The organism is Agrococcus versicolor, assembly GCF_039531815.1.
GTDB lineage: Bacteria > Actinomycetota > Actinomycetes > Actinomycetales > Microbacteriaceae > Agrococcus > Agrococcus versicolor.
Genome location: NZ_BAAAQT010000006.1, coordinates 764,728 through 785,781 on the forward strand (window position 1 = coordinate 764,728; position 21,054 = coordinate 785,781).

At 73.6% G+C, this 21,054-nt stretch carries 19 protein-coding genes and 1 tRNA gene; 17 read left to right on the forward strand and 3 right to left on the reverse strand.

Annotation, left to right across the window (positions count from 1 at the left end):
• The first annotated feature begins 39 nt into the window (after positions 1-39).
• The 16 genes from ABD249_RS12010 (at position 40) to ABD249_RS12085 (ending at position 19,373) form a co-directional block, all read left to right on the forward strand.
• The gene (locus ABD249_RS12010) at positions 40-978 is read left to right on the forward strand and encodes a trypsin-like serine peptidase (protein ID WP_344343844.1); all 939 of its coding nucleotides are present in this window, start codon (positions 40-42) and stop codon (positions 976-978) included.
• A 133-nt stretch (positions 979-1,111) separates the two neighbouring features.
• Entirely contained in the window at positions 1,112-2,260 is a 1,149-nt protein-coding gene (locus ABD249_RS12015; protein WP_344343846.1) for a sensor histidine kinase, read from the forward strand.
• Positions 2,257-2,892, forward strand: a complete 636-nt coding sequence (locus ABD249_RS12020) for a response regulator (protein WP_344343848.1) — start codon at positions 2,257-2,259, stop codon at positions 2,890-2,892. Before ABD249_RS12015 ends, ABD249_RS12020 begins: the two co-directional genes overlap by 4 nt.
• An 88-nt stretch (positions 2,893-2,980) precedes the next feature.
• Positions 2,981-3,721 (forward strand): ABC transporter ATP-binding protein, encoded by a 741-nt coding sequence (locus tag ABD249_RS12025; protein ID WP_344343850.1) that lies wholly within the window; start codon positions 2,981-2,983, stop codon positions 3,719-3,721.
• Positions 3,718-5,082 carry an FtsX-like permease family protein gene (locus ABD249_RS12030; protein ID WP_344343851.1) on the forward strand — a complete coding sequence of 455 codons (1,365 nt, stop codon included), beginning with the start codon at positions 3,718-3,720 and terminating at the stop codon, positions 5,080-5,082. The genes ABD249_RS12025 and ABD249_RS12030 overlap by 4 nt, the downstream gene beginning before the upstream one ends.
• A gap of 168 nt (positions 5,083-5,250) precedes the next feature.
• Entirely contained in the window at positions 5,251-7,014 is a 1,764-nt protein-coding gene (leuA, locus tag ABD249_RS12035) for a 2-isopropylmalate synthase (RefSeq protein WP_344343852.1), read from the forward strand.
• A 7-nt stretch (positions 7,015-7,021) separates the two neighbouring features.
• The gene (gene recO / locus ABD249_RS12040) at positions 7,022-7,768 is read left to right on the forward strand and encodes a DNA repair protein RecO (protein ID WP_344343854.1); all 747 of its coding nucleotides are present in this window, start codon (positions 7,022-7,024) and stop codon (positions 7,766-7,768) included.
• 25 nt (positions 7,769-7,793) lie between these two features.
• On the forward strand, positions 7,794-8,600 hold the full coding sequence (locus tag ABD249_RS12045) for an isoprenyl transferase (RefSeq protein WP_344343856.1): 807 nt from the start codon (positions 7,794-7,796) through the stop codon (positions 8,598-8,600).
• Positions 8,601-8,745: 145 nt separating this feature from the next.
• On the forward strand, positions 8,746-10,320 hold the full coding sequence (locus tag ABD249_RS12050; RefSeq protein WP_344343858.1) for a putative Ig domain-containing protein: 1,575 nt from the start codon (positions 8,746-8,748) through the stop codon (positions 10,318-10,320).
• 111 nt (positions 10,321-10,431) lie between these two features.
• Positions 10,432-11,967: a putative Ig domain-containing protein gene (locus ABD249_RS12055; RefSeq protein ID WP_344343860.1), complete on the forward strand. Its 1,536-nt coding sequence runs from the start codon at positions 10,432-10,434 to the stop codon at positions 11,965-11,967.
• 2 nt (positions 11,968-11,969) lie between these two features.
• Entirely contained in the window at positions 11,970-12,803 is an 834-nt protein-coding gene (locus ABD249_RS12060) for an endo alpha-1,4 polygalactosaminidase (RefSeq protein ID WP_344343862.1), read from the forward strand.
• A gap of 90 nt (positions 12,804-12,893) precedes the next feature.
• Complete coding sequence (locus tag ABD249_RS12065; protein ID WP_344343864.1) at positions 12,894-14,273, forward strand: glycine--tRNA ligase; 1,380 nt, start codon at positions 12,894-12,896, stop codon at positions 14,271-14,273.
• A 1-nt stretch (position 14,274) separates the two neighbouring features.
• A complete protein-coding gene (gene dusB, locus ABD249_RS12070; RefSeq protein WP_344343866.1) occupies positions 14,275-15,438 on the forward strand; it encodes a tRNA dihydrouridine synthase DusB in 1,164 nt (387 codons plus the stop codon).
• Positions 15,428-16,672: a deoxyguanosinetriphosphate triphosphohydrolase gene (locus ABD249_RS12075; protein WP_344343868.1), complete on the forward strand. Its 1,245-nt coding sequence runs from the start codon at positions 15,428-15,430 to the stop codon at positions 16,670-16,672. Before dusB ends, ABD249_RS12075 begins: the two co-directional genes overlap by 11 nt.
• Entirely contained in the window at positions 16,672-18,588 is a 1,917-nt protein-coding gene (gene dnaG / locus ABD249_RS12080; protein WP_344343870.1) for a DNA primase, read from the forward strand. Before ABD249_RS12075 ends, dnaG begins: the two co-directional genes overlap by 1 nt.
• The gene (locus tag ABD249_RS12085) at positions 18,585-19,373 is read left to right on the forward strand and encodes an ATP-binding cassette domain-containing protein (protein WP_344343872.1); all 789 of its coding nucleotides are present in this window, start codon (positions 18,585-18,587) and stop codon (positions 19,371-19,373) included. Before dnaG ends, ABD249_RS12085 begins: the two co-directional genes overlap by 4 nt.
• A 70-nt stretch (positions 19,374-19,443) precedes the next feature.
• Here ABD249_RS12085 and ABD249_RS12090 read toward each other — a convergent pair whose 3' ends face one another.
• Positions 19,444-19,758 carry a DUF7882 family protein gene (locus ABD249_RS12090; protein WP_344343874.1) on the reverse strand — a complete coding sequence of 105 codons (315 nt, stop codon included), beginning with the start codon at positions 19,756-19,758 and terminating at the stop codon, positions 19,444-19,446.
• A 111-nt stretch (positions 19,759-19,869) separates the two neighbouring features.
• Between ABD249_RS12090 and ABD249_RS12095 the strand changes: the two genes are divergently transcribed.
• A complete protein-coding gene (locus ABD249_RS12095; RefSeq protein ID WP_344343876.1) occupies positions 19,870-20,238 on the forward strand; it encodes a hypothetical protein in 369 nt (122 codons plus the stop codon).
• Positions 20,239-20,306: 68 nt separating this feature from the next.
• Here ABD249_RS12095 and ABD249_RS12100 read toward each other — a convergent pair.
• Together ABD249_RS12100 and def are read right to left on the reverse strand one after the other, a co-directional pair.
• A tRNA-Asn gene (locus tag ABD249_RS12100) sits at positions 20,307-20,379 on the reverse strand.
• A gap of 79 nt (positions 20,380-20,458) precedes the next feature.
• The gene (def, locus tag ABD249_RS12105) at positions 20,459-21,022 is read right to left on the reverse strand and encodes a peptide deformylase (RefSeq protein WP_344343878.1); all 564 of its coding nucleotides are present in this window, start codon (positions 21,020-21,022) and stop codon (positions 20,459-20,461) included.
• Between the last annotated feature and the right edge of the window lie 32 nt (positions 21,023-21,054).

The following is a 21,054-nucleotide window of genomic DNA, read 5'->3' on the forward strand; positions in this document are numbered from 1 at the left end:
CCCGGCGGTCGCCGGGGTCGACGGAAGGACCCGATCCCCATGAGACGCAGCATCCAGGCCATCACGACGGCGACCATCGCAGGGGCGATGCTCGCGCTCGGCAGCGGCATGGCGGTCGCCTCGCCCGCCCCGGCAGACCCCGACGTCGACGCGTTCAGCGTCCCCGCGAGCGAGACGGCGGCGGCTGCGACGGCATGGTCGCCCGAGCGCATGCAGGCCGCGCTGCCCGGCGACGAGCTCGTGCTCGACCAGATCGACGAGCTCTCGACGACGGCGGCGCCCGACGGCGAGGCCGTGACCGTCGCGGGCGAGCAGCCCGTGCTGCAGGCGACGCGCGTGGACCCCGTGTCGCACATCGGCAAGGTGTTCTTCACGATCGGCGGCGTCGACTACGTGTGCTCGGCCAACTCCGTCGCATCCGCGAACGGCAGCACGGTCTCGACCGCGGGGCACTGCCTCAACGAGGGCCCGGGCGAGTTCGCCTCCGAGTTCGTCTTCGTCCCCGCCTACCTGGACGGCGCGGCGCCGTACGGGCAGTGGCCGGCCGTCGAGCTCGTCGCGCCCACGCAGTGGACCGACGAGGGCGACATCGACCACGACACGGGCTTCGCCGTGGTCGCGAGCCAGGGCGGTCGCACCCTCGCCGCGACGGTCGGCGCCTCGGGCGTCGCCTTCAACCAGTCGACGGGCCTCGGCTACACGCTCTACGGCTACCCGGCGGCGAGCCCCTTCGACGGGCAGACGCTGCAGCAGTGCGCCGGCACGGCGTCGCGCGACCGCCTCGGCGGCACGACGTCGCAGGGCGTCTCGTGCGACATGACCGGCGGATCCTCGGGCGGCCCGTGGTTCGTCGGCTCCGGCTCCTCGGGCGTGCAGAACTCGGTGAACAGCTTCGGCTACGACGCGCAGCCCGGCGTCATGTACGGCCCGTACTGGGGATCCGTCATCCAGGGTGCGTACGAGGAGGCGCAGGCCTGAGCCAGCGCATCCATGCACGGGGGTCGGCGCTCGCCGGCCCCCGTCGTCGCGTGGCGGACGAGGCCGTCGTCCGTGCGGATGATTCCACCGGACGGATGCCGGCATCCCCGCGCATGCGACGTACCGTGGCAGGGTGACCCGCCCCCTCACCCGCGCGCAGCTGACGTTCGACGTCAGCACGGCGGTCGTGCTCGGGTTCCTGCTCGGAGCGCCCTCGCTGCTCATCAGCAGCGCGACGCCCGAGCTGCCGTGGGTCCTGCTCGTCGGCCTCGCCTTCGGCGTCATCGTCGCGCTGCGTCGCGTCGCGCCGATGGCGATGCTGCTGGCATCGTTCGGCCTCGGGCTCGCCTTCGTGCTCGCGGGCCTCACGGCGCTCACGCCGCTGTGGCTCCAGATCCTCGTGCTGCTCTACACCGTGGGGCGCTGGTGCGACGGGCTCCAGCGGGCGCTCGGCGCGGTCGTCGCGCTGCTGGGCGCCTGCATCATCGGCATCTGGTTCGTGCGCTTCGGCTACGGCGTGAACCCGACCGGCAGCATCGTGGACATCCTGCTGCCGTTCGGCATCGCGACGTTCGGCTTCGCGCTGCTGTTCGGCCTCGCGCTCGTCTCGGGCATCCTCGTCGCCGAGATCATGCGCAGCCAGCGCCTCTCGGTGCAGACGCGCGCCGAGCGCGAGCGCGCCGAGGTCGAGCAGGAGCGCACGGGCATCGCGCGCGACATGCACGACGTCGTCGCGCACTCGCTCGCCGTCGTCATCGCGCAGGCGAACGGCGCCCGCTACGCCGACTCCGTCGAACGCAAGGACGAGAGCCTGCAGCAGATCGCGCAGACGGCCTCCGCGGCGCTCGGCGACGTGCGCGGCCTGCTCGAGCGCCTCAGGCACGCGCAGGCGTCGGATCCCGACGCGTCGCTGCAGGCGCTGCCCGCGCTCGTGCAGCGCGTGCGGGCCGCAGGCCTCGCCGTCGAGGTGCGCGAGCTCGGCACGCCGGCGCCGCTGCCGCGCGACGCGGACATCGCCGCGTACCGGATCGTGCAGGAGGCGCTGACGAACGCGCTGCGTCACGGCGACCGCACGCACCCCGTGCTCGTGTCGATCGTGCACGGCGAGCGGCTCGAGCTGTCGGTGCGCAACGCGCTGCGCCAGGCACCGGGGGAGTCGGGCCACGGGCTCGTGGGCATGCGCGAGCGTGCGAGGATCGCGGGCGGGCACGTCGACGTCGGACCCTCCGGCGGCGCCTGGGTCGTCCGGGCCGTGCTGCCGCGTCAGGAGGCGCCTCGATGATCCGCGTGCTGCTCGTCGACGACCAGGCCCTGTTCCGCAGCGGCATGCGGATGCTCATCGACTCGCAACGCGACCTCGAGGTCGTCGGCGAGGCCGGCGACGGTCGCGAGGCCGTGCGCGAGGCGCTGCGGCTGCAGCCCGACATCGTGCTCATGGACGTGCGGATGCCCGTGCTCGACGGCATCGACGCCACCGCGGGCATCGTCGACGCCGGCGGACCCTCGCGCGTCGTCGTGCTCACGACCTTCGACCTCGACGAGGCGGTCGCGCGCGCGCTGCGCGCCGGGGCGAGCGGCTTCCTGCTCAAGGACGCCGATCCCGAGCTCGTGCTCGCGACGATCCGCGCCGTGCACGGCGGCGGCGAGGTCGTCGCCGCCTCCGCGACCCGTGCGCTGCTCGCCCGGCACGCCGAGGAGCCGGCCGCGCCGCCCGCGTCGCTCGCGACGCTGACGCCGCGCGAGCACGAGATCCTCCTGCAGGTCGCCCGCGGCCTGTCGAACGCCGAGATCGCGCGCAGCGAGTTCGTGAGCGAGACGACCGTCAAGACGCACGTGTCGCGCATGCTGCAGAAGCTGGGCCTGCGCGACCGCGTGCAGGCCGTCGTCTTCGCGCACGCGCACCGCCTCGTCTGATCGGCGCCCGCCACCTCATCCGCGAGGAGGACGGGGTCGGGACGCGCGGACGACGCCCGCAGGTGCTCGCCTCGGCTGGGATGGAGCCATGCACGCACACCCCGCACTCCGCCTCACCGACGTCGCTCGCCGCTACGGCTCGGGCGACGCCGCCGTCGTCGCCCTCGACGGCGTCTCCCTCGCGATCGACCCCGGCGAGTTCGTCGCCATCATGGGGCCGTCGGGCTCGGGCAAGTCGACCCTCATGCACCTCGCCGCGGGGCTCGACGTCCCCACCGCGGGATCGATCCGCATCGGGGAGTCCGAGCTCGTCGGCCTCGACGACGCCGCGCTCACGCGCCTGCGCCGCGACCGCGTCGGCTTCGTCTTCCAGGCGTTCAACCTCGTGCCCACGCTCACGGCGCGCGACAACATCCGCCTGCCGTTCGACCTCGCAGGCAGGCAGGCCGACGAGGCGCTCATCGACCTGCTCGTGTCGTGGCTCGGCCTCGCCGGCCGCGTCGACCACCGGCCGGGCGAGCTCTCGGGCGGCCAGCAGCAGCGCGTCGCGATCGCCCGCGCCCTCGCGACGCGGCCGACGATCGTGTTCGCCGACGAGCCGACGGGCAACCTCGACTCGCGCACGGCGGCCGACGTGCTCGCGATCCTCCAGGAGGCGGCGCGCGAGCACGGCCAGGCGATCTGCATGGTGACGCACGACCCCGTCGCGGCGGAGGCGGCCGATCGCGTCGTGCTGCTCGCGGACGGCCGCATCCGGGGCGACGAGCGCGGCCTCGACCGCACGGCGATCGCCCACCGGATGCTCGCGCTGCAGGAGCGCTCGGCATGAGCCGCGCGCACGCCCCCACCGTCGCGGTCACCGCGGTCGCCGCATGCTTCGCCGTGCTGCTCACGAGCGTCACGGAGATGCTCTTCACCCTCGTGCTCGGATCGGAGCTGCTCGCCTCCGGCGTCGCGCCGCTCCTCGCCGGCATCGCCGTCGTCTGCCTCACGGTCGTCGCGGTGCTCGTGAGCGCCATCGTCACGCGCACGACGGTGCAGCACGTCGTCGAGGAGCAGCGCGCCCTCATCGCGCTGCGGCGCCTGCTCGGCGCCTCGAGCGCGCAGGAGCGCTCGCGCGTGCTGCGCTCCTCGCTCGCCGCCGGCATCGCGGGCACGCTCGGCGGCGCCGTCGTCGGCCTCGGCGCGGGCATCGCCGCGCAGCTCGCCGTCCAGGCGTCGGGTGCCGTCGCGGGTGCCGACGTCGTGCTGCTGCCCGCCACGGCGCTCCCGCCCGTCGTCGGCATCGCCGTCGCCGTCGCCGCCGTGACGCGCTCCGGCACGCGCGGCGTCCTCGACGTCGCCCCCATCGAGGCGCTCGGCGCCGCCGCGGCGCAGCCGCGCCGTCCGCGCAGGCCCGTCGGCGCCCTCGTCGTGCTCGGCCTCGCCGCCGTCGTGCTCGCCGGCTCGATCGCCCTCGCCCCCTGGTCGCCGTTCGCCGTGCTCGTCGCCGTCGTCGGCGGCGTGCTGCTGTCGGCCGGCATCATCGGCGTCGCACCCGCCGCGCTCGTGCCCGTGCTCGCCCTCGTCGGTCGCCTCCTCGGCGGCTCGGTGCCCGCACGCGCGGCCGTGCGCTCGGCGCAGGACGCCCGCGAGCGCTCGAGCGGCCTCGTCCTCGCGCTCATGGTCGGCATCGCGACGGTCGTGCTGCTCGCGACCGCGGGCTCGACGCTGCGCGAGGCGCTCGTCGCCATCGACCGCGACCCCGTCTACGTCGCCGAGATCACGCGCATCGTCGACGGCATCGTCCTCGCGCTCGGCACCGTCGTGGGCAGCTCGGCCATCGTCGCCGTGCTCGGCTTCGCGACGAGCATGCTCACCGCCGTGCGGCAGCGCACCCGCGAGATCGGGCTGCTGCGCGCGCTCGGGATGACGGGCGCGCAGGTGCGGTGGATGGTGACGGCCGAGACCGTCGCGATCGCCGTCGTCGCCCTCGTCGGCGGCCTCGTCCTCGGCGTCGGGCTCGGCTGGGTCGCGGTGTGGACGATGCTCGGATCGGCGTACGGCGTCGGCGCGATCGTGCCGTCGCCATCGCCGTGGCTGCTCGTCGGCACCGTCGTCGCGGCGGCGCTCGTCGCCCTCGTGGCAGCGGGGCCGGCGACGGCCCGCGCACGGCGCATCGCCCCCATCGACGCGCTGCGCGTCGCCTGAGCGGCGCGTCGACCGCCCGAGCGGAGAGCGCATGCGGTGCTAGTGTTGCCCGCATGCGCTCCTCGCTGCTCCTCCTTCTTCGCCGCGGCGAGGCCTAGCACACCGGGCCATCCTCGCCGCGGAGTCGCGCGCAGCAGCCCGGAGTCGTCTCGACCCCAGGAGCACAGCATGAAGAACATGCAGCAGCCGTCGGGCATGCCGGCGCACCGGTACGCCCCGTATCACGAGCAGATCCGCGTCGATCTGCCCGATCGCACGTGGCCGGACCGCCGCATCGAGCGCGCGCCCCGCTGGTGCGCCGTCGACCTGCGCGATGGCAACCAGGCCCTCATCGAGCCCATGACGCCCGATCGCAAGCGCATCATGTTCGCGCTGCTCGTGGAGATGGGCTACAAGGAGATCGAGGTCGGGTTCCCCTCGGCGAGCCAGACCGACTTCGACTTCGTCCGGCAGCTCATCGAGGACGACCTCATCCCCGACGACGTGACGATCCAGGTGCTGACGCAGTGCCGCGACCACCTGATCCGCCGCACGTTCGAGGCGATCGACGGCGCGAGGCAGGCCATCGTCCACATCTACAACTCGACGAGCGTGCTGCAGCGCGACGTCGTCTTCCGCTCCGACCGCGAGGGCGTCAAGCAGATCGCCGTCGACGGCGCACGCCTCTGCCTCGAGCTCGAGGGCATGCTGCAGGACACGACCGTCCTCTACGAGTACAGCCCCGAGTCCTACACCGGCACCGAGCTCGACTACGCGCTCGAGGTCTGCAACGCGATCATCGAGACGCTCGACGCCCGACCCGAGCGGCCCGTCATCATCAACCTGCCCGCGACGGTCGAGATGGCGACGCCCAACGTCTACGCCGACTCGATCGAGTGGATGCACCGCCATCTCGCGCGCCGCGAGTCGGTCATCCTGTCGCTGCACCCCCACAACGACCGCGGCACGGGCATCGCCGCCGCCGAGCTCGGGTACATGGCCGGCGCCGACCGCATCGAGGGATGCCTGTTCGGCAACGGCGAGCGCACGGGCAACGTCGACCTCGTCGCCCTCGGCCTCAACATGCTGACGCAGGGCATCGACCCCGAGATCGACTTCTCCGACCTCGACCGCATCCGCCGCACCGCCGAGCACTGCAACCAGCTGCGCGTGCACGAGCGCTCGCCGTGGGCGGGCGACCTCGTCTACACGGCCTTCTCCGGCAGCCACCAGGACGCCATCAAGAAGGGCTTCGAGCGCATGGCCGCCGACGCGGAGGCCGCGGGCAGGCACGTCGACGAGATGCCGTGGGCCGTGCCGTACCTGCCGATCGACCCCAAGGACGTCGGCCGCTCGTACGAGGCGGTCATCCGCGTGAACTCGCAGTCGGGCAAGGGCGGCGTCGCCTACCTGCTGCAGAGCGACCACGGCCTCGACCTGCCGCGCCGCCTCCAGGTGGAGTTCTCGAACATCGTGCAGGCGCGCACGGACTCCGAGGGCGGCGAGGTGTCGAGTGCGGCGATCTGGGAGATCTTCGGCGACGAGTACCTGCCGAACCCGTCGCGGCAGGCGGAGGACCAGTGGGGTCGCTTCGAGCTGCGCGAGGTGGGGTCGCAGTCGACGCTCGGTGGCGAGACGCGCCTCACGGTCGTGCTGCGCGACGAGCAGACGCTTCGCGACGCCGTGGCATCGGGCAACGGACCGATCGACGCGCTGCTGTCGCTCCTGCGGGCCGAGGGCGTCGAGGTGTCGCTGCTCGACTACGTCGAGCACACGCTCGCGGCGGGCCAGGACGCGCAGGCGGCCTCCTACGTCGAGCTCGAGCTCGGCGGCGAGCGCTTCTGGGGCGTCGGCATCGACCACTCGACCTCGAACGCGTCGCTCCGCGCGATCGTCTCGGCCGTCAACCGCGGCCTGCGCACGCGCGTCTCGGCGTCCGCAGCGACCGCCTGAGCAGCCGATGCCGGTCTACCGCGACGAGGGCGTCGTCCTGACGACGCATCATCTCGGCGAGGCCGATCGCATCGTCGTGCTGCTCACCCGCGAGCACGGCAAGGTGCGCGCCGTGGCGAAGGGCGTGCGCCGGACCTCGTCGAGGTTCGGCGCGCGCCTCGAGCCGTTCATGGTCGCCGACCTGCAGCTCGCCGTGGGCCGCAGCCTCGACATCGTGACGCAGGCGGAGACCCTCGGCTCGTACGCCGACCAGATCATGGTCGACTACCCGCGCTACACCGCGGCGGCCGCGATGGTCGAGACCGCCGACCGGCTCACCGACCACGACGCGTCGGTGCAGCAGTACCTGCTGCTCGTCGGCGCACTGCGCTCGCTGTCGCGCGCCGAGCACGACCCGAGCCTCACGCTCGACTCCTACCTCCTGCGCGCCATGGCGATCGCCGGCTGGGCGCCCACGTTCGGCGACTGCGCCGTGTCGGGCGAGCCCGGCCCGCACACGGCGTTCGTGCCGCAGCTCGGCGGCGTGGTGTCGGATCGGCACGCGCCGCCGGGCGTCGCGCGGCTCGACGAGGAGACCGTCGGGCTGCTCGCGTCGCTGCTGACGGGCGACTGGGCCGTCGCGGACGCCGCGGGCGACCGAGCGCGGGCGCGAGCGTCGGGCATCGTCGGCGCGTGGGTGCAGTGGCACCTCGAGCGCGGCCTCCGCAGCCTCGAGCACGTCGATCGCTCGCATCCCCAGCGCCCGGCATCCTGACGCCCCTCGCAGTAGCCTCGATCCGATGAGCGAGCGACGCATCCCGAGGCACCCCGACGCCGTGCCGTCGCGGCCGATCGACTGGACGGGCCAGCAGCCGCCCGCCTACGAGCCCGGCACGGTGCCCGCGCACGTCGCCGTCATCATGGACGGCAACGGCCGGTGGGCGAACCGCCAGGGCAAGACGCGCGTCGAAGGGCATCAGGCCGGCGAGGAGGTGCTGCTCGACGTCGTCGCCGGCGCCCTGCAGGCCGGCGTGCGGCACCTGTCGGTCTACGCGTTCTCGACCGAGAACTGGAAGCGCGACCCCGCCGAGGTGCGCTTCCTCATGGGCTTCAACCGCAAGGTGCTGCATCGCCGGCGCGACCAGCTGCACGACTGGGGCGTGCGCATCCGCTGGGCCGGTCGCCGTCCGCGCCTGTGGCGCTCGGTCATCGACGAGCTGCAGGTCGCCGAGCGGCTCACGGCCGACAACACGCGCATGACGCTGACGATGTGCATCAACTACGGCGGCACGGTCGAGATCGCGGATGCGGTGCGCTCGATCGCCGAGGACGTCGCGGCAGGCAGGCTCAAGCCCTCCGGCGTGACCGAGCGGCTCATCCGCAGCCGCATGTACCTGCCGGACGTGCCCGACGTCGACCTGTACGTGCGCTCGTCGGGCGAGCAGCGCATCTCCAACTTCCTCACCTGGCAGGGCGCCTACGCCGAGATGGTGTTCCTCGACACGTTGTGGCCCGACTTCTCGCGCCTCGACCTGTGGCGCGCCATCGACGTGTACACGGGGCGCGAGCGTCGCTTCGGCGGAGCGATCGACGCGCCGACGACCTGAGCGAGGTCAGGCGACCCATCCCGTGCGGCCATGGCCGGGGGACAGGGGTGACGGTTCCGGCGCAGGTCGCGAGCGCGACGCATCCGGCTCGTAGCGTCGGCGGTGCGAGCCGCGCTCGCTCCGCACCCCTCGACGAAGGCGTCCCATGCACCGTCTCCTGCCGACCGTCCTCGCCGCCGGCGCGCTCGTACTGGCCGGCGCCGTGCCGGCCGCCGCGGTCTCCCAGACGGGAGGCGACGCGAGCGCCGAGCAGCTCGACCTGCGGACGATCACCCGGACCATCCCGATCGGCGGCTCGGGCACGGTCGGGCGCGTGGCGATCGACCTCGTCTTCCAGCACGTGCGCGAGACGTGCGCAGCGCCCGACGTCGGATCGACGAGCACCGCCGCGTACCCCCTCGACATCGACTACCGCCTCACCTCCCCGTCGGGCACGACCGTCGCTCTCATCACCCCGGGCTCCGGCGAGATGGATGCCGCGGGCAGCACCTACTCGAGCGTGACGCCGCTGTCGCCGCCCCAGGTCGCCGTGCGGCTCGTCAGCGGCGACGCCGCCCCCGTCGTCGGCTCGACGAACGCCGGGGCGCCGGAGTCGGGCACCTTCACGGCGGCGGAGCCGCTCGACGCCTTCCTCGGCGAGCCCGCCGCGGGCGACTGGGTGCTCACGATCGCCGACGCCTTCCGGTTCTCGCCCCACTGCTACGCGAGCGCGACGCTCGAGCTCGGCATCGCTCCCACGCTCGCGACCGCACCGCTCGCGACCGGCGTCGTCGGCGTCCCGTACGCCGCCGCGCTGCCGAGCGCCGACCCCGCCGACGCGGCGATCGCCCTCGCGGCGGGCTCGACCCTGCCGCCCGGTCTGACCCTCGCTGCCGACGGCACCCTGACGGGCACGCCCACCGCATCCGGCACCTTCGCGTTCTCGGCGTCCGCCTCGAACGCGGACGGCACGTCGGCGCCTGTCGCGTTCACCGTGCGGATCGACGCGCCGCCATCGCTCGCCGGACCCGCCACCGCTCCGGCGCGCATCGGCGAGCCCTTCGCGTACGCGCCGACGCTCGGCGCCGGGTCGCCCGCGGCGACGGTCGGCGCGGCCGGCCTGCCGTCGTGGCTGTCGCTCGACCCGGCCACGGGAGCCCTCACGGGCATCCCGACGGGTACGGCCGGCGACGTCGTCGTGACCCTCACGGCGTCGAACGGCGTCGGGCCCGACGTCGTGCTGACCACGACGATCACGGTCGCACCCGGTCCGCTCGCGGGGATCGTGCTCACGCCCGCCGAGGCGACGGTCGCCACCGGCGACGCGCTCGCCATGACGGTGTCGGGCGTGGATGCCTCGGGCAACGCCGTCGACGTCGGTGGTGCCGTGACGCTCGTGTCCGACGGCGTCGGGGACGTCGTCGACGGCCTCGTGGTGCGCCTCGGATCGCCGGGCCCGCGCACCGTGACGGCGACGCATGCCGGCGGGGCGACGGACTCGTCGACCATCACCGTCGTGGCGGCACCGCCCGCGCCCTCCGCGGCATCGACGAGCGCGCCCGCGGCGCCGCCGCCCACCCCGGCCGCGACGACCCCGGCCGCGACGACGCCGACCGCGGTGCCGGGCGCGAGCCTCCCGAGGACCGGCGCCGACGGCGGGCCGACCGGTGCGGTCGTGCTCGCAGCGCTCGCGATGCTGGGCGCGGCGGTGCTCCTGCGGCGGCGCTCGCCTCGGCACTGAGCGCGGGCGGATGGGCGGGGACGTCGTCGTCCCTCCCTGCTCCATCGGCGAGGGGTACACGCTCCGCGCTCGATGGGGGGACGCGGGCTGGCGCGCGGTACGGTTCGGCTCGTGCGCCGTCGCCTCCTCGCCCCCGCAGCCCTCGCCGCTGCCATCGCCCTCCTCGCCGTCTCGGCGCCTACCGTCGCGAACGCCGCGACGCTCACCGGCTCGAACACGACGCCCGCGTCCGTCGACTCGGGGCAGGCCACCCGCGCGATCTCGATCGCCGGGGCTGGCACGGTCGACGACGTCACCATCGCCATCCGCTTCCAGAAGACCGACGGCACGTGCGCGGTGCCGGGCCCGGGCAGCGCGTTCCCCGAGGAGATCCGGCTCGCGCTGACCTCGCCCGAGGGGACGACGATCGACCTCGTGACCCCGTTCGTCACCTACACGGGCGCCCAGACCCGGCCGCCCGTCACGGTGACGTTCGACGATGACGCCGCGGACCCGGTCGGTGGCGCAGGACCGGTCGACGGCGTGTTCCGTCCGGCCCAGCCGCTGTCGACGTTCGATGGGGAGCCGGCTGCGGGTGCCTGGACGGTCGTCGTCGAGGACCTCTTCACCTCGGACCCGCTCTGCTTCATCTCGGCGGAGCTCACGGTCGTCACCGGTGCGCCGGTGCTCGCGGACGCGACGCTGCCGGCCGGCGTCGTCGGCACGGCCTACGCCGCCACGATCACGGCATCCGAGGGCGATGCTCCGATCGTCTACTCGGCCGTCGACCCTGCCGCCGTGCCCGCAGGCCTCACGGTGAACGCCGACGGGACCATCACCGGCACGCCGTCCGCGGCGGGCGACTTCGCGTTCGACGTGGTCGCGACGAGTGCGGGCGAGGCGTCGGAGGCCGCGACCCTCACGGTGCGCATCGATGCTCCCGCCGGCCTGTCCGGGCCCGCGACCGCGGCCGCGCAGATCGCCGTGCCGTTCTCGTACGTCCCGACGTTCGAGCCCGGGTCGCCGGCTGCCGTCGTCACGGCGACTGGCCTCCCGCAGGGCCTCGTCGTCGACCCGACGACGGGTGCCATCACGGGCACGCCCACCGGCGAGCTCGGCGACGTCGTCGTCGTGCTGACCGCGGACAACGGCGTCGATCCCGCCGCCCGGCTCGAGGTCGTCGTGACCGTCGCGGCAGGTCCCGCCGCCTCGATCGCGCTCACGCCGACGACCTCGACCGTCTCGTCGGGCTCGAGCGTCGCCTTCGAGGTCACGGGCATCGACGCCGAGGGCAACGCCGCCGACACCTCCGGCGCGGTGCTGACGACCGACGACGCGAGCGACGTGGTCGACGGCCGCGTCGTCGCCTTCACGGCCGTCGGCACGCGCGTCGTGACGGCGACGGACCCGGGTGGTGCGATCGCCACGGCGACCGTCGAGGTCGCCGCCGCCCCCGTGCCGTCGGCTCCGGCTCCGTCGGCTCCTGCTCCGTCCGACCCTGCTCCGTCCGCACCCGCTCCGTCCGCATCCGCACCGGCCGCGCCGGGCTCGGGCCTGCCGCAGACGGGTGCCGACCTCGCATCCGCCGGCCTCGTGGCGCTCGCCGCGATGCTCATGCTCGGTGCGGGCTCGATCGTCCTCGTGCGCCGTCGGACGCAGCAGCGCTGACCGTGCTCGCGCGCGCGGCACGCGCCGTCGCTGCCGTCGCCGCGGCGGCGCTGCTGTCGTCGTGCGCGACGACGGCGACCGTCGCGGGCGACGACCCGGCGTCCCGGTGGGAGAGCGCGTCGGGAGGATCCGTCGACTACCAGCTCGGTGGGGCGTCCGAGCCGGACGACGGCGTCACGGTCGTCGTCCGCGACGCCTCCGAGCCGCCTGCCGACGGCACGTTCTCGATCTGCTACCTCAACGGGTTCCAGACGCAGCCGGGCGATGCGCGGTGGTGGCTCGACGAGCATCCCGAGCTGCTGCTGCGCGACGGCGACGGCGAACCCATGATCGATCCGGGCTGGCCCGACGAGATGGCCCTCGACACCCGCGAGCCCGAGCAGCGCGCGGCGATCGCCGCGATCGTCGAGCCGTGGGTCGCCGGCTGCGCCGAGCAGGGCCACGACGCCGTCGAGTACGACAACCTCGACTCGTGGACCCGCTTCGACGGGCTCACGATGGATGGCAACCTCGCGCTCGCCGCGCTGCTCGTCGACGCCGCGCACGCGCAGGGGATGTGGGCGGCGCAGAAGAACGCGCTCGACGCCGGCGACGCCGGTCCGGCCGCCGGCTTCGACCTCGTGGTGAGCGAGGAGTGCGGGCAGTACGACGAGTGCGCCGGCTACGCCGCCCTCTACGGCGACCGCCACCTCGACGTCGAGTACGTCGAGGAGACCGACGAGGAGGCGTTCGTCGCGATGTGCGAGGCGGGTGACCTGCCCGCGCTCGCCGTGCTGCGCGACCGTCCCCTCGCCCCGGCGGGCGAGGCGGGCCACGTCCGGGTCGTCTGTCCCTGACGTGCACGCCGTCGTCGGCCGTCGCCGATAGGATCGAACGTCCCCACGAAGCCCAGCGCGCGATCCGGCGCGCATGATCCAGGAGCCCGCATGCCGAGCCGTCTCGACCAGGTCATCAATCTCGCGAAGCGTCGCGGATTCGTCTTCCAGGCCGGTGAGATCTACGGCGGCTCCCGCTCCGCATGGGACTACGGCCCCCTCGGCGTCGCGCTGAAGGAGAACATCAAGCGCCAGTGGTGGAAGACGTTCGTGCAGGGCCGCGACGACATGGTCGGCCTCGACTCGTCGATCATCCTGCCGCAGAAGGTCTGGCACGCGTCGGGCCACGTCAAGACGTTCACCGACCCGCTCGTCGAGTCGCTGCACACCCACAAGCGCTACCGCGCCGACCACCTCATCGAGGCGTACGAGGCCAAGCACGGCCACCCGCCCGAGAACGGCCTCGCCGACATCCGCGACCCCGAGACCGGCCAGCCCGGCTCGTGGACGGAGCCCAAGGCGTTCTCCGGCCTCATGAAGACCTACCTCGGCCCCGTCGACGACGAGGAGGGGCTGCACTACCTGCGCCCCGAGACGGCCCAGGGCATCTTCGTGAACTTCAACAACGTCGTCACGACCGCCCGGCGGAAGCCGCCGTTCGGCATCGGCCAGATCGGCAAGTCGTTCCGCAACGAGATCACGCCCGGCAACTTCATCTTCCGCACGCGCGAGTTCGAGCAGATGGAGATCGAGTTCTTCGTGCCGCCGGCCGACGCTCCCGAGTGGTTCGACCGCTGGGTCGCCGACTGCGAGGCGTGGTTCCACGACCTCGGCCTCAAGGCCGAGAACATCCGCCACCTCGACGTGCCCGACGGCGAGCGCGCGCACTACTCGGCGCGCACGATCGACCTCGAGTACCGCTTCGGCTTCCAGGGCACCGAGTGGGGCGAGCTCATGGGCGTCGCCAACCGCACCGACTACGACCTGCGCACGCACTCCGAGCACTCCGGCAAGAAGCTCGAGTACTTCGACCAGGCCGCCAACGAGCGCTACACGCCGTTCGTCATCGAGCCGGCGTTCGGCCTCACCCGCAGCCTCATGGCCTTCCTCATCGAGGCCTACGACGAGGAGGAGGTGCCGAACGCCAAGGGCGGCACCGACACCCGCACCGTCCTGCGCCTCGACCCGCGTCTGGCACCCGTCAAGGCCGCGGTGCTGCCGCTGTCGCGCGGCGAGGCCCTGTCGCCGCTCGCTCGCGAGGTCGCGGCGAACCTCCGTCGCCACTGGGCGATCGAGTTCGACGATGCCGGCGCCATCGGCCGCCGCTACCGCCGTCAGGACGAGGTCGGCACCCCGTTCTGCATCACGGTCGACTTCGAGTCGCTCGACGACCAGGCGGTCACGGTGCGCGAGCGCGACACCATGCAGCAGCAGCGCGTGCCCATCGCGGAGCTCGAGGGCTTCCTGGCGCAGGCGCTCGTCGGAGCCTGACGTGACCGGCACGCAGACGACGAGCGCGACCACGGCGCCGGCGCTGCGGATCGGCCCCATCGCGCTCGAGTCCCCCGTGGTGCTCGCGCCGATGGCGGGCGTCACGAACACGGCGTTCCGCAGGCTGTGCCGCGAGCACGGCGCCGGGCTCTACGTCGCCGAGATGGTGACCTCGCGCGCGCTCGTCGAGCGCGGCGAGGAGACCATGCGGCTGCTGTCGCACCACGAGTCCGAGACGCCGAGGTCGGTGCAGCTCTACGGCGTCGACCCCGCCGTCGTCGAGCGCGCCGTGCGCATCATCGTCGACGAGGATCGGGCCGACCACATCGACCTGAACTTCGGCTGCCCCGTGCCGAAGGTCACGCGCCGCGGTGGCGGGTCCGCGCTGCCGTGGAAGCACGAGCTGTTCCGCGCCATCGTCGAGCGCGCCGTGCGCGCCGCGGGCGACGTGCCGGTGACGGTGAAGATGCGCACGGGCATCGACGACGACCACCTCACCTACCTCGAGGCCGGTCGCGCCGCCGAGGCCGCAGGCGTCGCCGCCGTGTCGCTGCACGGTCGCACCGCGGCGCAGCACTACTCGGGCCAGGCCGACTGGTCGGCCATCGCGCGCCTCAAGGAGGCCGTCACGAGCATCCCGGTGCTCGGCAACGGCGACGTCTGGCAGGCGGAGGACGCCCTGCGCATGATGCACGAGACCGGCTGCGACGGCGTCGTCGTCGGCCGCGGGTGCCTCGGCCGGCCCTGGCTCTTCGGCGACCTCGTCGCGGCCTTCGAGGGTCGCGAGGACCGCTTCCGGCCCTCGCTGCACCAGGTGCTCGAGGTCTTCCGCCGCCACGCCGAGCTGCTCGTCGAGTTCTTCGGCGAGGAGGACCGCGCCTGCCGCGACATCCGCAAGCACGTCGCCTGGTACGGCAAGGGCTACCCGATCGGCGGCGACACCCGCAGGGCGCTCGCCGCGGTGTCGAGCCTCGCCGAGATCGACGAGCTCGTCGCGACGATCCCCGACGCGCCCTACGACGCCGCGGGCGTCGAGGGCCAGCGCGGACGCGCGGGCAGCCCGAAGGCGCCCGCGCTGCCCGACGGCTGGCTCGAGAGCCCCGAGCTGAGCCCGGCGCAGCGCGAGGCCCTCATCGAGGACGAGAGCGACACGCGTGGCGGCTGAGGCGCACGTCGGCTACGGCGCGCACGACCGCGAGCGCTGGTGGCCCGAGACGCACTCGACGCGGCGCAGCGACTTCGCGCGCGATCGCGCGCGCCTGCTGCACTCGAGCGCGCTGCGCAGGCTCGCGCAGAAGACGCAGGTCGTCTCGCCGACCTCCGGCCTCGACTTCGCGCGCAACCGCCTCACGCACTCGCTCGAGGTCGCGCAGGTCGGTCGCGAGCTCGCCGGGGCGCTCGGCCTCGACCCCGACGTCGTCGACACCGCGTGCCTCGCCCACGACATCGGGCATCCGCCGTTCGGGCACAACGGCGAGCGCGCGCTCAACGACTGGGCGGCGTCGATCGGCGGGTTCGAGGGCAACGCGCAGACCCTGCGCGTCATCACGCGGCTCGAGCCGAAGATCGTCGGCGACCGCGCCTACGGGCTCAACCTCACGCGTGCGAGCGTCGACGCGGCGTGCAAGTACCCGTGGCCGGCAGAGCAGGAGATGCTCGACGCGGGGTCGGGTCGGGTGAAGTTCGGCTTCTACGGCGTCGACCGCGACGCCTTCGCGTGGTCGCGCCAGGATGCGCCGGAGGGCAGGCGGTGCATCGAGGCGGAGGTCATGGACCTCGCCGACGACATCGCCTACTCGGTGCACGACTTCGAGGATGCCGTCGTGAACGGCTTCATCGACCCGCGCGCGCTCGCCGGCCGCGCCGACCACGACGCGCTCGTCGATCGCATGGAGCGCTGGGTGGGCGACGTCGAGCGCGACGACCTCCTCGCGGCGTTCGACCGGCTCGACGACCTCGACACGTGGCTCGACGGCTTCGACGGCGGCCGCGTCGACCAGGCACGCCTCAAGAACCTCACCTCGCGGCTCATCGGTCGCTTCGCGACGGCCGCGGCCGCCGCGACGCGCGAGGCCTACGCCGGTCCGCTCGCGCGATTCGGCGGCAGCGTCGTCGTGCCGCCCGAGGTGCGCGCCGAGATCGCGGTGCTCAAAGGCACCGTCGCGGCGTTCGTGATGGACGTCGAGCATCGGCAGCCGATCTACGAGCAGCAGCGCGTCATCCTCGGCGAGCTCGCCGACCGGCTCCTCGCGCTCGGCGAGGGCGGGCTCGACGCGACGTTCGCCGGCGACTGGCGCGACGCGCAGGACGACGCGGGGCGCAAGCGCGTCGTCGTCGACCAGATCGCGAGCCTCTCGGATCACACGGCCGTCGCCTGGCACGCGCAGCAGGTGGTGTGATGGCTGGCCGCATCCGCAGGGACGACATCGACGAGGTGCGCAGCCGCATGTCGATCGTCGACGTCGTCTCGGACCACGTCACGCTGAAGTCGGCGGGCGTCGGCAGCCTCAAGGGCCTGTGCCCGTTCCACGACGAGCGGACGCCGTCGTTCCACGTGCGCCCGGCGATCGGGCGGTACCACTGCTTCGGCTGCGGCGAGGACGGCGACGTCATCGGCTTCGTGATGGCGATGGACCACACGTCGTTCACCGAGACGGTCGAGCGGTTCGCGGCGCAGCTCGGCGTGACGCTGCGCTACGAGGACGGCGGCGCGCCGCAGATCGAGGCCGGCAGCCGCCTGCGACTGCTCGACGCGTCGAAGGCCGCCGCGGAGTTCTTCCAGGCGCAGCTGCTCACGCCCGCGGCCGAGCCCGGGCAGCGGTTCCTCGGCGAGCGCGGCTTCGACCTCGACGCCGCGCGCCGCTTCGGCGTGGGCTTCGCGCCGCAGTCGTACGACGCGCTGCGCTCGCACCTGCGCGGCCAGGGCTTCACCGACGACGAGCAGCTGCGAGCCGGCCTGCTGAGCGAGGGCCAGCGCGGCCCGTACGACCGGTTCCGCGGCCGGCTCGTGTGGCCCATCCGCGACGTCACGGGAGCGACGGTCGGGTTCGGCGCCCGCAAGCTGCTCGACGACGACCAGGGCCCGAAGTACCTGAACACGCCCGAGACGACGATCTACCACAAGTCCCAGGTGCTCTACGGGCTCGACCTCGCGAAGCGCGACATCTCGAAGAGCCGCGAGGCCGTCATCGTCGAGGGATACACCGACGTCATGGCATGCCATCTCGCGGGCGTCACGACGGCGATCGCGACGTGCGGCACGTCCTTCGGCGTCGACCACATCAAGGTGCTGCGGCGCGTGCTCGGCGACGTGTCGACGTCCGACACGACGGCCCTCGGCCGCGTCGTGTTCACGTTCGACCCCGACGAGGCGGGGCAGAAGGCGGCGAGCCGCGCGTTCGCCGAGGAGCAGCGCTTCGCGGCGCAGACGTTCGTCGCCGTCGCCCCCGACGGCCTCGACCCGTGCGACCTCCGGCTGCAGCGCGGCGACGACGCCGTGCGCAGGCTCATCGAGACGCGCAGGCCCATGTTCGAGTTCATGCTGCGCCGCGTGGTCGACGCGTTCGACCTCGAGACGGTCGAGGGACGCGTGCAGGCGACGCGCGCGGCCGCGCCCGTGCTCGCGACGATCCGCGACCGGGCCCTGGCAGAGGGCTACCAGCGGCAGGTGTCGGGATGGCTCGGGGTCGAGCCGCGCGACGTGCACCGCGCGCTGCAGGCGTGGCGCGCGCAGCAGGGCAGGCAGTCGCAGCAGGGCCAGGCCGGCCGCCCGGGCCAGGGCGGACAGCAGGGGAGCGGGCGACCGGCCACGGGTCAGGCGCCGGCCGAGCAGGGCGAGCCGCGCGTGACGATGCAGCAGCTGCCGCGCGATCCGGCGACGATCCTCGAGCGCGAGGCGATCGTCGCGATGCTGCAGCAGGGCGCGCTCGTGCCCGAGCCCCTGCGCGCACGCGGCGCGATGGCGCACGTGGGCGACGCGAGCCTGCGGATCGTGCGCGACGGCATCCTCGCCGAGCTCGACTTCATCGCCGCGTCGGGCTTCTCCGAGCGGGTCGCCGCCGTCGTGCCGCCGCCCATCGCGCCGCTCGTGCGCGAGCTCGCGATCGCGCCGATGGTCGCGGGGCCGCGCGGCGTCGAGGCGAGCGTGCGGGGCGTCGTCGTCTCCCTGATCCTGCGTGACATCCTGAGGGAGAAGGCCGAGCTGCTCGGGCAGCTGTACCGGCTGCGCGAGGGCGACCCGGCGGCTGCTCGGCGGCTCACGACGAGGATCGACGAGCTCGACGCCGAGCGGGCGCGGATGGAGGAGCAGCGATGACCGAGCCCACGAACGCCGCCGTCCGCGTGCACGACGCCTCGCTCGCGCACGCGGGGTCGCCGTCGCTCGTCGTGCGGGGCGTCTCGTTCGTCGCCGAGCCCGGCGCCCCCATCACGGTGCTCGGGCCGACGGGGTCGGGCAAGTCGACGCTGCTCGACGCCATCGCGCTCCAGACGCCCGAGGACGGCGGCCCCGAGCTGCACGGCGGATCGATCTCGGTGCTCGGGCACGACCTGCGCAGGCTCGGCACCCGCGCGCGCACGCGCCTGCTCGCGTTCGTCGGGCACGCCGAGCAGCGCGGCTCCGAGCACCTCGACGGCACCGTCACGGTCGGCGACGCCGTCGCCGCGCCCATCTTCGATCGGGATCCGCGGTTCGACCGGGGCGAGGCGGGCATCGCGGTCGCCGGCGCGCTCGACCGCGTGCGCCTGTCGCTCGGCGTGCTCGATCGGCACGTCTTCGAGCTCTCCCGCGGTCAGCGGCAGCGCGTGTCGCTCGCTCGCGCGCTCGTGCTCGATCCTCGCGTGCTCGTCGTCGACGATCCCATCTCGGGCCTCGATCCCGTCGTCGCCCCCGCGGTGCTCTCGGCATTGCGCGAGCTGGGCGACTCGCGTGCGCTCGTCGCGGCCGTCCGCACGCCGCGGCAGGCGCGGGCCATCGGCGGCACGTCGATCGTGCTGCACCGCGGACGCATCGTCGGAGCCGGGCCCATCGACGACGTGCTCGCCGATCCGCGCCACGCGTTCGTGGCGGCGCTCGCCCGCACCGAGGAGTCGGCCGCCTGAGCGACCCGTCCGTCGATGGGCGGCCGCTCGGTCGCTGGCGACGTGTCCGTCGCCGGCGACGGATCCGTCGCTAGCGGCCGCGCCGGGAGCGCTCGATCGCGACGTCCTCGGCGACGAGCACGAGCCCTCCGGTCGATCCCGCCATCTCGAGCATCGCCTCGAGCCAGGCGTTGCTGAGCCCGGGCTCGCGCGAGCCGGCGAAGCGCAGCTGCAGCGGCGTCGTGGGTGAGAGCCACAGCGCGACCGAGCCGTGCGCTCCGTGCCCGGGCCACGACAGCATGAAGGACTCGCCGCGGCGCAGCTTCGATCCGACGACGGCGCGCACGTGCGCGAGCGTCCGGTCATCGATCGCGTGCTCGGTGTCGCCGTAGATCAGATGCCCCATGCCCGTGACGCTACGCGCTTCCCGGGACGCGGGAGGCGATGTGCGTGCATGCGCCGACCCTGCTACGCGCGAGCGCGCCCCTGCCCGCCGGGGGAGACCTATGCTGCACACATGCTCACGCGCGCGTCGTCCCTCTGCATCCTCGTCGTCGCGCTCGCGCTGTCCGGCTGCTCGTCGGCCGCGCCGAGCGAGCAGCTCGGCACCATCGACTCCATCGAGACCCTGCGCGACGCGTACGTCGCGGCAGGCGGGGCGTGCGAGTGGGAGGCGATCGACGAGCGGTCGGGCAACTGCGCAGGCGATGCGATCCTCGTGCTCACCGAGAGCGAGGAGCAGGAGGCGGACATCCTCGCCACCTACGAGGCGGTCGCGGGCCTCGCACCGTCGACGGTGCTCGTCGGCGAGAACTGGATCCTCAACGCGCCCGACGCGGCCGAGGTGCAGGACGCCCTCGGGGGAGAGGTGCGGGTCTTCGACTGATCGTCCCGGGACCTGCGGGAGAGCGGCACGCAGCAGGCCCCCGCCGCGAGGGCGAGGGCCTGGATCTGCTCCCCGAGATGGACTCGAACCATCAACCTGCCGGTTAACAGCCGGCTGCTCTGCCAATTGAGCTATCGAGGAATGCTGGCAACAGCCCGGCTAGCCTAGCACCCCTCCGAGGCGTCGCCGGAACGCGGCCGATCGCCGCCTCCGTGCCGCCTCACGGGTCGATGTCGTCGATCCCGGGCGTCCACCGCTGCCCGGGACGCCCCCACCGCGCCTTCTTCACGGCCTTGTCGCTCGCCTTCCGCTCGCGATGCGCGAGGCGGTCCGCGTAGAGGATGCCGTCGAGGTGGTCGTGCTCGTGCTGCAGGATGCGCGCGAGCCATCCGGTGGCCTCGATGCGGAAGGGCGTCCCGTCGAGATCCGTCGCCTCGAGGATCGCCGCCTGCGATCGGATCAGCGGCTCGCGCTCGCCGGGGATCGACAGGCATCCCTCGTCGTCGTCCTCCGTGAGCTCGTCGATCGGCAGGGGAGCGATCCACAGGCGCGGGTTGATGGCGACGCCCGACGACTCGACCCCGGCGTCGTCGGTCCAGGACCAGACGAAGACGCGCAGGCCGACGCCGACCTGGGGTGCCGCGAGCCCGACGCCGGGCGCGGCGTGCATCGTCTCGACCATGTCGGCCACGAGGGTGCGCAGCGCGTCGTCGACGTCCACGACCTCGGCGGCGCGCGCATGGAGCACCGGCTCGCCGATGATGCAGATGGGGAGGACTGCCATGTCTGCCAGGGTATCGAGCGTCGTCGCCGCTA

Excerpts from the sequence above, each read along its gene's own strand:
- ABD249_RS12010 (WP_344343844.1), top strand. The coding sequence starts at position 40 with ATGAGACGCAGCATCCAGGCCATCACGACGGCGACCATCGCAGGGGCG.
- ABD249_RS12020 (WP_344343848.1), top strand. The coding sequence starts at position 2,257 with ATGATCCGCGTGCTGCTCGTCGACGACCAGGCCCTGTTCCGCAGCGGC.
- ABD249_RS12025 (WP_344343850.1), top strand. The coding sequence starts at position 2,981 with ATGCACGCACACCCCGCACTCCGCCTCACCGACGTCGCTCGCCGCTAC.
- ABD249_RS12030 (WP_344343851.1), top strand. The coding sequence starts at position 3,718 with ATGAGCCGCGCGCACGCCCCCACCGTCGCGGTCACCGCGGTCGCCGCA.
- leuA (WP_344343852.1), top strand. The coding sequence starts at position 5,251 with ATGAAGAACATGCAGCAGCCGTCGGGCATGCCGGCGCACCGGTACGCC.
- recO (WP_344343854.1), top strand. The coding sequence starts at position 7,022 with ATGCCGGTCTACCGCGACGAGGGCGTCGTCCTGACGACGCATCATCTC.
- ABD249_RS12045 (WP_344343856.1), top strand. The coding sequence starts at position 7,794 with ATGAGCGAGCGACGCATCCCGAGGCACCCCGACGCCGTGCCGTCGCGG.
- ABD249_RS12050 (WP_344343858.1), top strand. The coding sequence starts at position 8,746 with ATGCACCGTCTCCTGCCGACCGTCCTCGCCGCCGGCGCGCTCGTACTG.
- ABD249_RS12065 (WP_344343864.1), top strand. The coding sequence starts at position 12,894 with ATGCCGAGCCGTCTCGACCAGGTCATCAATCTCGCGAAGCGTCGCGGA.
- dnaG (WP_344343870.1), top strand. The coding sequence starts at position 16,672 with ATGGCTGGCCGCATCCGCAGGGACGACATCGACGAGGTGCGCAGCCGC.
- ABD249_RS12085 (WP_344343872.1), top strand. The coding sequence starts at position 18,585 with ATGACCGAGCCCACGAACGCCGCCGTCCGCGTGCACGACGCCTCGCTC.
- ABD249_RS12090 (WP_344343874.1), bottom strand. The coding sequence starts at position 19,758 with ATGGGGCATCTGATCTACGGCGACACCGAGCACGCGATCGATGACCGG.
- ABD249_RS12095 (WP_344343876.1), top strand. The coding sequence starts at position 19,870 with ATGCTCACGCGCGCGTCGTCCCTCTGCATCCTCGTCGTCGCGCTCGCG.
- def (WP_344343878.1), bottom strand. The coding sequence starts at position 21,022 with ATGGCAGTCCTCCCCATCTGCATCATCGGCGAGCCGGTGCTCCATGCG.